Here is a 13,337-nt window from a genome sequence, read left to right as displayed (position 1 = left end):
AAGCAGTTTTATATTATTTACGAGCATGCTGTACCATATGAAAGAAGCCCGAAAAAGTGAGAATCGCTTATTGAAAAAAAAAGCCGGCCAGTTTGGTTTCATAAGTATACTTTCGCTCGCAGCAGCTTTACTGCTTTCTTACAGATGAGACTGGATCTCAGCGGCGATGCCAGCAAGATCATGGCCGCCGTTGTTTTCTTTAAAAACCGGATGGAAGCCGTCGTCTGATCCGTAGCGTGGAATTAAATGGATATGGTAATGGAAAACGGTCTGCCCGGCTGTTTCTCCGTTGTTATTTAATAAATTCAATCCTTTTGGTGAAAAAGCGGATTGAATTGCACCAGCCACTTTTTTCACTGATTCAAACAATGGACCAGCGACCCCTGCATCCAGTTTGAAAATATTTTCATTATGTACTTTTGGAATAACAAGTGTGTGGCCTTTTGTTACTTGGCTAATGTCTAAAAAGGCGTATACATTGTCATCTTCATATACTTTTGCGGACGGAATGTCTCCATTTACAATTTTACAAAAAATACAGCTATCCATTATCCAGCACTCCTTTTATTTATTGGTATGAAAAGTGTAGCATATATTCAGGGTGCAGGGAACTATGTGCAGCAGGCATAATTTTGATATGATACGTGTAACGATTTAGAAGAAAGGACGTTTTCGAATGTCATTATTATCTGTGGAAAATGTTACCGGTGGATATACACGTAAGCCGGTTTTGCACGACGTCTCATTTGAGGTCGGCAAAAGCGAACTTGTCGGCCTCATTGGCTTAAATGGTGCCGGCAAAAGTACGGCGATCAAGCACATTATAGGTTTAATGGAGCCATCAAAAGGAAGCGTCACGATCAATGGAATGACGCTCAAACAAAGCCCATCCGATTATCGGCGCCAGTTTTCGTTTGTACCGGAAACACCTGTGCTTTATGATGAGCTCACGCTTGAAGAGCATATGCGTTTAACGGCGATGGCATATGGCTTGTCGGAAGCAGAATATGAGCAGCGCATCGGTCCGCTTTTAAAGGAATTCCGTCTTGACGCAAAAATGAAATGGTTCCCAGCTCATTTTTCAAAAGGAATGAAACAAAAAGTGATGATTATGGGCGCTTTTTTAACAGAGCCGCCTTTATACATTATTGATGAACCGTTTGTCGGCCTGGATCCACTTGGCATTCGGTCCCTGCTTGATTTAATGAATAAGATGAAAAAAAGCGGCGCCGGTATTTTAATGTCGACTCATATTTTAGCAACAGCTGAAAAATATTGTGACAGGTTTATTATTCTGCACGAAGGACGTGTACGAGCAAAAGGGACAATGGGTGAACTGCGTCGTGATTTTCATATGCCGGATGCCGCGCTCGATGATATTTATGTGGAACTGACGAAGGAAGCGGTGCTATGAAGTTTTCAGCAAATACTCTGTTTAAAGAACGTGCTACGGCTTATTATGCGGAAATTCGTAAATATACACGCTATATGCTGAATGACCATCTGCTGTTTGTGCTCGTATTTGCGCTTGGCGCGCTTTTGTATTATTACAGCGGCTGGGTGGAAACAATTGATGGGACCTTCCCGGCGCCGATGATCATGGCGGCTGCTTTAGGGGTTGTTATTATGTGGAGTCCTGTTTACACATACATAAAACAGCCGGATACCGTTTATTTGCTGCCGCTTGAAAGTGAAATGAAGCCTTACATGCAAAAAGCAGTCTGGACGAGCTTCGCAGCACAAAGCTATCTTTTAATTGCTCTTTTGGCTTTTGCAATGCCGATGTATGCGAAGGCGGAAGAGACCGGATTTGGCAGTTTTTTTATGTTTTTAGGCGCTGTTCTGGCGGCAAAGATATGGAATCTATTTTGCCGGCTTGAAGCGCTGAATGTGCCGTCGAATGATGTGAGAATCGGTGATATGGCAGTGCGGCTGCTTTTAAACAGCGCTTTTTTGTTTGCCGTTTTTTCATTAGAGTATGCATTAGCCGGAATTGCTGTCCTGTTCATGGTTTTTTGGATTTATTACATGGGACGCATTGGAAACAGACCATTAAAATGGGAACTGCTGGCCGAGCTGGAAGAAAAGAGAATGGCTGCTTTTTACCGGCTGGCAAACATGTTCACCGATGTTCCGCACTTACGCGGAACGGCAAAGCGCCGTGAGTGGCTTGACGGGCTGCTGCCAGGTCCGGGTAAAGGAACATACACTTATTTGCTTCACCGGACGTTTGTGCGCATGAATGAGTATATTGGATTGTACATTCGGCTGACAGTGATCGGGGCGCTTATTATCGCTTTTAGTGGATTGATGCCAGTTCAGCTGATTGCTGCGCTGCTGTTTTTGTATTTAACCGGTTTTCAACTGCTGCCGATTTCGATGCGGCATGGGCACATTATTTGGCCGCAGCTTTATCCGGAAGGTGAGGAAGGGAAACAAAAAGCAGTACAGCATCTTCTTATGCGTGTGCTGCTAATCGAATCCATTGTGTTTGGCGCCTCAGCATTAACAGCCGGAATCATAGAAGGCGCACTTGTCTTATCCGCTTCTGTTGCGTTTACTCTTTTTTTTATTTGGGTGTACGCACCGTCAAGACTAAAAAAAATGTACCACTTTTAAGCTGTGTATTCTTGAGTATAGATGCAGGTAAATGATCATGCTGCATTGGTAAAGAAATAGAGGTGCAGAAGCTGCTGGCTGGAAATTTGATGTGTTTTATTTTATTTACTGTTTTAAGGTGTATTTTTCTTCATTGCTTTTTTGCTGAACAGGCAGATCGTGCAGTCAAATCATAAATCTACTAAATAAAGCCACGGGATGGATGACCATCCCGTGGCTTTTAGTTTTCTTCTGGAATGGTAAACGTTGTTAAATACGAAGGGCCGGAAAAAATATTCGGCCGTTTGTCGAGCCCTTCTTCTGTTCCGCGCTTTTTATGTGCTTGATTATAGGCTTCAGATGACTTCCAGTTTTCAAATGCTTTAACATTTTCCCATTGTGTAAAGATAACATACGTATCCGAGTCGAGTGGACGCAATACACGGATAGAGACAAAGCCAGGTTCATTTTCAATCGCACCAGCCCGGTTTTTAAAGCGGTGCTCAAAAAGAGGGCGGCCTTCATCTGTTACTGGAATGTTGTTTAAAACGACGTAGCCCCGTTTTTTGATCTCGCCGGATGCGTCTACAACCTCATAGCGGCGCGGCGATGAGAAAACGGTTTTCCCATTCGTTTCATGAACGAGTGCAGCGCCTTCTGTTCCGTCCATGAGCACCATATTCTCGGTACTGTGTTTTTGTTTAATGGTTTTTAAAAATTCGTATGTTCCGCTTGTAATAAATACATTCATCTTCCATCACCTCTAGTAATAGTATATCTTTTTTTCTACCCTTCTTTCCAATTTCAACACATTCGTTTGGCAAATTTGCGAACAACACATCCTTTTAGTGAAAAGTATGAGAGGGTAGGCTATAATAATCAATAGTGATTCTAATCTGTCCTAATTGAAAGGTGGCACTCAATTCATATGAGGCAATTGAACGATACATTTTTAAAAGCGGCGCGGGGCGAACAAACAGATTATACGCCGGTCTGGTACATGCGTCAGGCAGGACGCTCGCAGCCGGAATACCGGAAGCTGAAAGAGAAATATTCTTTGTTTGAAATTACCCATCAGCCGGAAATTTGCGCTTATGTGACGCGTCTGCCGGTGGAGCAGTACGACGTCGATGCGGCGATTTTATATAAAGACATTATGACACCCCTTCCTTCCATCGGTGTGGACGTGGACATTAAATCCGGCATCGGTCCGGTTATTGATAATCCAATCCGTTCGATGCAGGATGTGGAGAAGCTCGGTGAAATTGATCCGGAAAGCGACGTGCCATATGTACTTGAAACGATTCGTCTCTTAACAGAAGAACAGCTCAATGTGCCGCTGATTGGATTTGCGGGCGCACCATTTACGCTAGCCAGCTACATGATCGAAGGCGGTCCATCAAAAAATTACAATAAAACGAAAGCTTTTATGTACGCGGAGCCAAAAGCGTGGTTTGCGTTAATGGATAAATTGGCGGATATGACGATTACATACGTGCGCTCTCAAGTAAAAGCGGGCGCTAAAGCCGTACAAATTTTTGATTCATGGGTGGGTGCGTTAAATGTGTCCGATTACCGGACATTTATTAAACCCGTCATGGAACACATTTTTAGTGAGCTGCGTTCCGAAAATGTGCCGCTTATTATGTTTGGTGTCGGCGCGAGCCATTTGGCGCAAGAGTGGCACGACCTGCCGCTTGACGTTGTTGGTTTGGATTGGCGCATGCAGATTTCAGAAGCGCGGAAAATGGGCTTGACGAAGACATTACAGGGGAATCTTGACCCGTCCATTTTACTGGCTCCCTGGAATGTAATTGAGGAGCGTGCAAAAGCCATTTTGGATCAGGGATTGGCGTCGCCCGGTCATATTTTCAACCTTGGACATGGTGTATTCCCGGAAGTGAATCCGGATACGCTCAAGCGTTTGACAGCATTTATTCATGAGTATACATCAAAATAAACAGTTCCCTTTTGAACACATTTTTATTTCGTAGCACAATACAGACGAAACAATGAATTAAATGAGGTGGGATTAGCATGGCGAAAAAAACGATGGGTCTTCTTGTTATGGCGTACGGAACCCCTTATAAGGAAGAAGATATTGAGCGCTATTACACACATATTCGTCACGGCCGAAAGCCTTCAGATGAAGCGCTGGAAGATTTAAGAAGCCGTTACGAAGCGATTGGCGGTATTTCACCGCTTGCAAAAATTACTGAAGAACAGGCGCAAGGGTTGACTGACTTTCTAAACAAGATGCAGCAGGACATTGAATTTAAGCTGTATATCGGCTTAAAACACATTGAACCATTTATTGAAGATGCAGTTCATCAAATGAAACAGGATGGCATTGAAGAAGCTGTTTCAATTGTGCTTGCTCCGCATTTCTCCACGTTCAGCGTGAAGTCGTATAATGGACGCGCGGCAGAAGAATCCGCCAAAATTGATGGGCCATCAATTACTTCGATTGAAAGCTGGTACCATGAGCCGAAATTTATTCAATATTGGGCGGATCGAATTCAAGCAACAGTCGAGACGATGACAGACGAAGAAAAAGAAGCATTCGTATTGATTGTTTCCGCGCACAGCCTGCCGGAAAAAATTATCGCAGCTGGCGACCCGTATCCGCAGCAGCTAAAAGAAACAGCAGACTTGCTTGCAGGAGCCGCTGGTGTGGAACGGTACACCGTCGGCTGGCAAAGTGCCGGCAATACACCGGAGCCATGGATTGGACCGGACGTTCAGGATTTAACCCGTGACTTGTATAAACAAAACGGCTATAAAGCATTTATGTACGTGCCTGCCGGTTTTGTTGCCGATCATCTCGAAGTATTATTTGATAACGACTACGAATGCAAAGTCGTAACGGATGAAATTGGTGCCGGCTACTATCGTCCGCCAATGCCAAATGCCCGTCCCGAGTTTATCGAAGCACTTGGCGATATCGTTATGAAGCATTTAAAAGAAGAAGGAAAATTATAATCGAAATCCCGTCGGCTTCCGACGGGATTTTTGTGTTGACAATAAAGTGAAACGGGCATAAAATATCGCTAGAACGGAATGACTGAAATGTTATTATGGTCAAAGTGGGGGTGTTTACATGGCATCAGAGCGAAAAAAAGATATTATTGAAGCTGCAACAAAATCATTCACACTGTTTGGTTATAAAGCAACAACAATGGATCAGGTAGCGAAACTAGCGAATGTTGGCAAAGGAACAATCTATACGTTTTTTAAAAATAAAGAAGAGTTGTTTGAAGAAATTTTGAGAACACTCATACAGGAAATGAAAGAAGCGGCAGAGACGGTCATTGATCCAGGCTCCTCCTTTCATGAAAATGTTCACCGGGCGTTATTTGAAATACTGGCGTTTCGCACGAAACATCAGCTTGCAGTCAAGCTGTTTCAGGAAGAAAAAGAAATGGGCACACCGGCCGCAGCAGACGCGTTGAGAAAAATGGAGGATGCGATTGTCAGTTATATTGCATCCCAGGCAAAAGAAGCAATGGAGCGGGAGGAAATAAAGAAAACAGATCCTGAAATTGCCGCGTTTGTTATGCTGAAGCTGTACATCACGCTCATAGTGGACTGGGAGCGGCGCGGCAGGGCGCTGTCGAAAGAAGAAATTGCTAAATTGTTTGAACTATATGTATTTACAGGATTGTCTCAATAGTGGCCAGTCCTTCTTTTTTGAAAATAAATGACTAAATGAACAAAATGGTCATTTTGGAGGTATAAAAATGTTGTGGAAAGAATTAAAAAAAATCATGAAAAATCGGATGCTGCTTGTTTCGGTCATCGCGGTTATGCTAATTCCGCTTTTGTATTCCGGTGTTTTTTTATGGGCGTTTTGGGATCCATACGGTCATTTAGACGAGCTGCCGGTAGCGGTTGTAAATAGTGATAAAGGAGCAGAGCTTGAAGGGGAAAAACTGACGGTCGGGGACGACTTGAAAAAAGAACTGAAAAAAAGCGATGATTTTGACTTTCATATTGTGACAAAGCAAGATGCATTAGACGGCTTAAAGCAGCAGGAATACTATATGATGATTGAAATACCTGAAGACTTTTCAGAAAACGCAACGACATTGATGGACGACAAGCCGGAAAAGCTTGAATTAATGTATACACTAAATGAAAGCTATAACTTTGTCTCCTCCCAAATCGGCCAGTCGGCGATGAAAGAAATACGTGCATCCATTCAAAAAGACGTCACGAAAACATACGCCGAAACCATGTTTGATACGATTAAAAAAATGGGCGATGGTTATACGAAAGCGGAAGAAGGAGCCGAAAAGCTTGATGAAGGTGCTTTGAAAATAACAGACGGAACGAATGAATTAAAGAATAATCTTAAATCACTTGCTGACAGTTCCGTCTCGTTTTCATCGGGCATTGAGCAGGCAAGTGAGGGATCAAAAGAGGTGGCTAATGGGGCAGCCGCGCTTTCAGACGGTCTCGACCAGCTTTCAGACGGCCAGAAGAAGCTTTCTGGGGGAGGCAGACAGCTACAGGACGGAACGGATCAGCTTGTGTCAGGTGCAGCTGCACTGCAAAATGGCTTAGTGTCGGCGAATACAAATATGCCAAAGCTGATTGACGGGACAGCCGCAGCCAAAAACGGTGTAGATCAATTCCGTGAGCAAATACCAGCCTTCGCGGAAGGCACAGCTTCCATTGCCGCAGGTGCCAACGATTTAAACACTGGTATGGAACAGTTTGAAACAGAACTGAAAAGCCAAATCAGTGCGGCACAAAAAGCACAAATGGAGCAGCTATTGCCGGTGCTGTCGCAAGTTATGACAGAAGAAGAGCTCAATACAATGAAAAATGAAATGACCGCACAGCAAGAAACATTAAACGCCGGCATTTCATCCGGATTTGATGAATTGCAGGGTGGAAGCACCCAAATCGCCTCAGGTGCAAATGATTTAAATAAAGCTGTTTCAGGAACAATGACTGACAAAGTGGCGGCACTTTCATCAGGTCTTGAAGATATCCAATCCGGTCAGGAGCAGCTTCAGTCTGGACTTTTTGACCTTGCGGCAGGAGCGGGAAATCTGCATGATGGGGCAAAAGAACTTCAGTCAGGGGAGCAGGCTCTTGTATCGGGCCTAGAAACGATTACCCAAAAAACAGCGGAAGCCAAAACAGGAGCGAATTCTCTTGCGAAAGGGGCAGGCGAGCTTTCAGGAGGATTAAATGAACTGGCCGGTGGATCACATCAATTGTCAGATGGAGCCGGAAAACTTGCAAATGGGTCAATGGAGCTTGCAGATGGCTCAAAAGAATTGGAGCAGGGAACGAAAGAGCTTCAGGCAGAGCTGTCAAAAGCAGCGGATGAAACAGGTGGCGTCAAAGCGGATGATGGAACATATGATATGATGGCAGAACCGGTCCAATTGGATAAGAAGTCGTTTCACGAAGTGCCGAATTACGGGACCGGCATGGCTCCATACATGCTGTCGCTTGGATTATTTGTGGGCGCCATTATGCTGACTATTATTTTTCCGTTGAAAGAACCGCCGGAACAGCCAAAAAGTGGACTTTCCTGGTACGCGGGCAAGCTTGGCATCTTTTTAATTGTCGGGGCAAGCCAGGCAGCGGCGGCATCGATCTTTTTGCTCGGTGTCCTCCATTTGGATGTACAAAGTGTTTCACGGTTCTTCCTGCTGGCGGTTATCGCAAGTGCATCGTTTATGACACTCATTCAAATGCTGGCAACGATCCTGGGAAACCCAGGGCGGTTTATCGCTGTCCTCATTTTGATCAGCCAATTAACGGCAAGCGGCGGAACATTCCCATTAGAGCTTATTCCAAAAGCGCTTCAGCATTTAACAGGCGTCCTGCCAATGGCATACTCAATTAATGGATTCCGAGCTGTCATTTCAAGCGGTGATTATGCGTTTATGTGGCAAAATGCCGCTGTATTAATCGGATTTACTTTGTTTAATATTATGGTGACAGGGATTTACTTCCGCGGCCAGTTTAAAAAACACTACAGACGGCTTGAAGCTGTATAATGCGGCTTTAGCCGCCTTCAGGCTGTTGACAAACGTCCGCTTTCTGACTTTGTCTACACTCTGAAGGCGCCTTTAGCCGTCTTTTTTTTGAAAATTTTTCACACTTATTTCACACCCATTCATTATAATAAAGAGGATAACGGGGAGGAATGCGTGATTGAAAAAGTTCATATTGGCAGCGCTTTTACTGCTTGCGGGCTGCAGTCAGGCATCATTTGAACCGGTAAGGATTGATGAGTATGCCGCCATTTTAACGGTACAGGAGCCTGGCATAACGTTTATAGATTCAGATGGTGCTGTACTTGCTGAATGGGCATTTGATGAACGATATACAGGCGGGGTCCTGTTTGATGAGACGATTCTTTTATATGGAACAGAGCTTGACCATGCCGTCTTGTATTCGACGAAAACAGGTAAAAAACTCGCTGTCTGGACTGTACCATCAGGGATTACCGGCGCGGCTTTTATAAACGAAACAAAAGAAGTTGCTTTTTCAGTGAAAAAAGATGGGGCCGTTCATTTTTTTAACAGAGAAGGACAGGAAACGGAAAAAACACAAACAGGACGCTATCCGATGACGATGCTTGAACATAAAGAAAAATTGTATATTATTAATTATCAAGACACGGTGCTGTCAGAAATCAATATCTATTCGCATAAGGTAGATCGGGAATTTGCCATTCCGACTTCATCTGCCGGTTTAGCTGTCAATGAAGCAACAGAAGAATTATGGGTCGGCGGACACGGATATGGAGCGGAAGCGAGCGAAACCATTCACGTCTATTCACTCCAAACAGGTTCGCTTACTGCTACGGTGAGTGCACCCATTATGCCAATCGCTTTTGCGGAAAAAGATGGTTACGTATATACAGCAAGCCACGGGTCCAATAAACTATATGCATTTAATCCGGAACGGAAAAGTGCAGCCGAAATAGAAGCACCAGCGAATCCTTTTTCAATTGCAGTATTAGGTGATCGCGTGATTTCTGCTGGTTATGACAGTAGCATGGTGTCTTTTTACAAAGAAAAAACGCTTGGGAAAATAAAAACCGTCCCTATTCGCAAAGGACCGTTTATGATTTTTGTAAAAGAAGGTGAATAAAATGCCTCATTTATTAATAGTGGATGATGAGCAGGATATGGTGGATTTGGTGACGATGTATATGGAAAATGCAGGATGCACAGTGAGTTCTGCATTAAATGGAGATGAGGCAGAAAGAAAGCTGAAAGAATCACAGCCGGATCTTATTCTTTTGGACTTAATGATGCCGGGGCGTGATGGATTTGCCGTATGTGAATCCATTCGTTCATACAGCGACGTACCCATTATTTTTTTGACTGCCCGTGGCGAAGAATGGGACAAAGTGAGAGCTTTTTCAATCGGCGGGGATGATTATATCGTCAAGCCATTTTCACCTGGTGAAATGACCGCGCGCATTCAAGCAGTGCTCCGTCGATTTGGAAAAACAGATGAAAAAAGAGAAACGATCCACTACCAGTCTCTTTCAATCGATGTGCATTCCCGGACAGTCCGAGTGGATGGAACGCCAATCCAGCTAACGATGAAAGAATTTGATTTACTCGTCCTTCTTGCTAAAAAACGCGGACGGATTTTTTCACGTGAGGAGCTGCTTGAAACAGTTTGGGGAACAGAGTACAGCGGCGGCACCCGGACAGTGGATACGCATATTAAAACCCTTCGGATGAAGCTGAAGAACGAAGGAGCCTCTATCGAAACCGTCTGGGGAATTGGCTATAAATTCGTGGATGGCGCTGTATGACATTTGGTAAAAAATTATGGATGACACTGTTTATTTTCATCGTCATCTCAGTTGGGGCCGCGTTTGGCCTCGCGTATCTGCTTTACGAAAAACTCTATGTAGAAAGTATCAAAACCGAACTGGCAGAAGCGGCGGGAAATCTCGCCAATGACTATGAAGGAGGAGACCTGGATTCGGCGTTTGTGGATCAGGTTAATTGGTTCAGTGAAAAATCACCATTTGAAGCATTTGCCGTTCATAATCCGCGAGAGCTTGCCGCCTGCATTCCGTATGAAGCAGACTATGAAACGCTAATTGGTCCGGAAGAGCGGGCACAGCTGCTTGAAAATAAAATGATAGAGGAAACCGGTTACTCGGAACGGTTTGACCGGCAAATCATTTCCGTTATTTATCCGCTTTTGGACGAAAAGCAGTTAAACGGTATTATTTATTTATATGTGCCACTTGAACGGATTGATGAACTTGTCTCAAGTCTCGTCATGTTTTGGGCGGCAGGGGCTGTTTTATTAATGGCACTTCTTTTATATGGAGGGCTGAAGTGGACCGACTATGTTATAAAACCGCTTGAAAACATGAAGAATGCGGCAGTCCGTTTATCTAAAGGTGATTATAAAGCTCGTGTGCCGGCTGATTCTGAAGATGAGTTTGGCCAGCTGGCCCGCACGTTTAATGAGATGGCCGACGCTATTGAACAAGAGGATGAACAGCGAAAAACATTTATTGCGACTGTCTCACACGAGCTACGTACGCCGCTCAGCTATATAAAAGGATACAGTGAGGCCGCTATTAATGGCATTGGCAATCAGAAAAAACAGCTGTCGATTATTCATCGTGAAGCTATCCGAATGGAGCGGCTTGTGAATGACTTGCTTGAGTTGATCCGTCTTGATTCGGGTAAAATGAATATGGAAAAAACATTCATTCCGCTCGCTGATCTTGTCTACCGGACGGTTGATATATTCCGGCTGAAGCATGATCATTTTCAGCTTGATGTGGATGAGGAAACGATCGTAAATGGCGACGAAGGCAGATTGAGCCAGGTGATGACCAATATTTTAGATAATGCAGTGCGTTATTCAAAAAAGAAAACCCCTATTTATATTACGTTAAAACGAGAAAAAAATATGATTAAATGGATCGTGCGCGATACAGGAGCCGGCATGCCGGAAAATGAAATTCCGAAGATTACAAACCAATTTTACCGTATTAATAAAGCGCGGACCCGCCATGATGGCGGATCGGGTCTTGGCTTATCGATTGTAAAGCAAATTGTCGAACGCCATGACGGCAAATTAATGATTGAGAGCGAAGCAGGAGTGGGGACGACGGTCACCGTTATACTGCCGGCGCTGATAGAAGGAGGAGAAGAGAAATGAAAAAACAATTGATCTGGTTTATGATGCTGCTTGTATTTATGCTTGCAGCTTGCACATCAAAAGAAGAAGAACAGGCGGCAGAAGTAGAAAATAATCCCACGGTTCCAATCGAAGCTGCACTGGCTTTGCCGGAAAAAGCCAATGTCGGCGAAGAAGTAACGATTTCTACAACGGTGACACAAGATGGTAAACCGGTTAATGATGCGGACGAAGTAAAATATGAAATATGGAAAGATGGAACAAAAGAAAATAGTGAAATGATTGATGCCGTTTTAAAAGGTGAGGGAGTGTATACGGCTGCGAAAACGTTTAATGAAGAAGCCGCTTATTATATACAAGTGCATGTTACAGCAAGGAACATGCATACTATGCCAAAATCAGCCATCGCGATTGGAAATACTGTTATTCCTGCTGATGCGCGAGAAGGATCAGCGGATCACGATATGGAAGCAATGGATCATTAAAAAATCCCACCGGCCAAGGCGTAGCCGGTGGGATTTTTTATGGAATTGGTGGTATCATTGCTTACAGGTCTTTTGATGCACACGTTGTGCACGTATTACTGTAGCAATCATGCTGCTCTTCAATATGTGAACCGCAGCTCGCGCATTGCTTAGGCGGAAGGTTTTTGAAAAATTCAACGATGTTTGTAATCATGTCATTTCCTCCTTTGTTATATAACTGTTTGATTTGTTATTTATATTGTATTATAACAGATGGGAAGCGTCAACCGTTTTCAGAAAATTAATTTTATTTTTTAAAAACGAGGGAATAAAATAAACAAATAGAAAGGGGCAACTATTTATGAATATAACAATACTCGGCTGCTGGGGCGGCTTTCCAAAAGCAAATGAAGCAAGCAGTGGTTATTTAATGGAACAAGATGGGTTTAAGCTGCTCATCGACTGCGGCAGCGCTGTCTTATCAAAACTGCAAAATCATTTAAAGCCGGCTGAACTGGATGCCGTCATTGTTTCCCATTATCATGCTGATCATATTGCAGATATCGGTGTTTTGCAGCATGCACTGCTCATCGATTCATTTACTGATAAAATACGAAACGAGCCGCTTCCAATCTATGGACATAATGAATCAGATGGGTTTGGAGCGCTGACGTACAAAAACATAACAAAAGGAATCACTTACGATCCACAGAACATACTTCATCTCGGTCCGTTTTTGATTTCTTTTTTGAAAACAGATCACCCGGTGCCTTGTTATGCAATGAAAATAACAACTGGGGATGATACAGTCGTGTATACAGCGGACACGGCTTATAAAACAGAGCTGGCTTCCTTTGCAAAGGGTGTGGATGTACTGCTCGCTGAAAGCAATTTTTATAAAGGAATGGATGGGGCGTCTGCCGGTCACATGACATCAGAACAAGCGGGGATGCTCGCACGTGAAGCCGGCGTAAAAACATTAGTTTTAACCCATTTGCCGCACTTTGGAGAGCTGGATCAGCTTACAAGAGAAGCATCCGAACAATTTAATGGAACGATTTTATTAGCGAAAGAAAATATGGAGGTTGGATTGTAAGCCGCAGGTTGCGGCTTTTT

At 43.8% G+C, this 13,337-nt stretch carries 14 protein-coding genes; 11 read left to right on the top strand and 3 right to left on the bottom strand.

The genetic code is table 11. From position 1 onward, the window contains the following. Positions 1-138: 138 nt before the first annotated feature. Positions 139-549 (bottom strand): HIT family protein, encoded by a 411-nt coding sequence (locus BA724_RS16425; RefSeq protein ID WP_069939742.1) that lies wholly within the window; start codon positions 547-549, stop codon positions 139-141. 127 nt (positions 550-676) lie between these two features. Here BA724_RS16425 and BA724_RS16420 point away from each other — a divergent pair, with 127 nt between their 5' ends. Continuing rightward, positions 677-1,414 (top strand): ABC transporter ATP-binding protein, encoded by a 738-nt coding sequence (locus tag BA724_RS16420; RefSeq protein WP_069939741.1) that lies wholly within the window; start codon positions 677-679, stop codon positions 1,412-1,414. Further along, complete coding sequence (locus BA724_RS16415) at positions 1,411-2,619, top strand: ABC transporter permease (protein ID WP_069939740.1); 1,209 nt, start codon at positions 1,411-1,413, stop codon at positions 2,617-2,619. The genes BA724_RS16420 and BA724_RS16415 overlap by 4 nt, the downstream gene beginning before the upstream one ends. A gap of 220 nt (positions 2,620-2,839) precedes the next feature. Here BA724_RS16415 and BA724_RS16410 read toward each other — a convergent pair whose 3' ends face one another. Next, positions 2,840-3,349: an antibiotic biosynthesis monooxygenase family protein gene (locus tag BA724_RS16410; RefSeq protein ID WP_069939739.1), complete on the bottom strand. Its 510-nt coding sequence runs from the start codon at positions 3,347-3,349 to the stop codon at positions 2,840-2,842. A 177-nt stretch (positions 3,350-3,526) separates the two neighbouring features. Between BA724_RS16410 and hemE the strand changes: the two genes are divergently transcribed. From hemE to BA724_RS16370, 8 genes are all read left to right on the top strand, one after another. Beyond that, positions 3,527-4,558, top strand: coding sequence for a uroporphyrinogen decarboxylase (gene hemE, locus BA724_RS16405; protein WP_069939738.1), 1,032 nt, complete (start codon positions 3,527-3,529; stop codon positions 4,556-4,558). Positions 4,559-4,635: 77 nt separating this feature from the next. Continuing rightward, positions 4,636-5,580, top strand: coding sequence for a ferrochelatase (hemH, locus tag BA724_RS16400; RefSeq protein ID WP_069939737.1), 945 nt, complete (start codon positions 4,636-4,638; stop codon positions 5,578-5,580). 118 nt (positions 5,581-5,698) lie between these two features. Then, positions 5,699-6,271, top strand: a complete 573-nt coding sequence (locus tag BA724_RS16395) for a TetR/AcrR family transcriptional regulator (RefSeq protein ID WP_069939736.1) — start codon at positions 5,699-5,701, stop codon at positions 6,269-6,271. A 67-nt stretch (positions 6,272-6,338) separates the two neighbouring features. Then, a complete protein-coding gene (locus tag BA724_RS16390) occupies positions 6,339-8,621 on the top strand; it encodes a YhgE/Pip family protein (RefSeq protein ID WP_069939735.1) in 2,283 nt (760 codons plus the stop codon). 157 nt (positions 8,622-8,778) lie between these two features. After that, positions 8,779-9,723, top strand: coding sequence for a YncE family protein (locus BA724_RS16385; RefSeq protein ID WP_069939734.1), 945 nt, complete (start codon positions 8,779-8,781; stop codon positions 9,721-9,723). Position 9,724: 1 nt separating this feature from the next. Next, on the top strand, positions 9,725-10,402 hold the full coding sequence (locus BA724_RS16380) for a response regulator transcription factor (protein ID WP_069939733.1): 678 nt from the start codon (positions 9,725-9,727) through the stop codon (positions 10,400-10,402). Beyond that, a complete protein-coding gene (locus BA724_RS16375; protein WP_069939732.1) occupies positions 10,399-11,778 on the top strand; it encodes a sensor histidine kinase in 1,380 nt (459 codons plus the stop codon). The genes BA724_RS16380 and BA724_RS16375 overlap by 4 nt, the downstream gene beginning before the upstream one ends. After that, the gene (locus tag BA724_RS16370) at positions 11,775-12,242 is read left to right on the top strand and encodes a FixH family protein (RefSeq protein WP_069939731.1); all 468 of its coding nucleotides are present in this window, start codon (positions 11,775-11,777) and stop codon (positions 12,240-12,242) included. The genes BA724_RS16375 and BA724_RS16370 overlap by 4 nt, the downstream gene beginning before the upstream one ends. 61 nt (positions 12,243-12,303) lie before the next feature. Here BA724_RS16370 and yhfH read toward each other — a convergent pair whose 3' ends face one another. Continuing rightward, entirely contained in the window at positions 12,304-12,435 is a 132-nt protein-coding gene (gene yhfH / locus BA724_RS16365; protein ID WP_069939730.1) for a protein YhfH, read from the bottom strand. Between the two features lie 147 nt (positions 12,436-12,582). Between yhfH and BA724_RS16360 the strand changes: the two genes are divergently transcribed. Then, positions 12,583-13,317 carry an MBL fold metallo-hydrolase gene (locus tag BA724_RS16360; RefSeq protein WP_069939729.1) on the top strand — a complete coding sequence of 245 codons (735 nt, stop codon included), beginning with the start codon at positions 12,583-12,585 and terminating at the stop codon, positions 13,315-13,317. Positions 13,318-13,337 lie beyond the last annotated feature (20 nt).

The sequence above is a fragment of the Domibacillus iocasae genome, from assembly GCF_001750285.1.
Lineage (GTDB): Bacteria > Bacillota > Bacilli > Bacillales > Domibacillaceae > Domibacillus > Domibacillus iocasae.
Note: the sequence above shows the minus strand (reverse complement) of the source record. Positions and strands in the feature narration are given on the sequence as shown.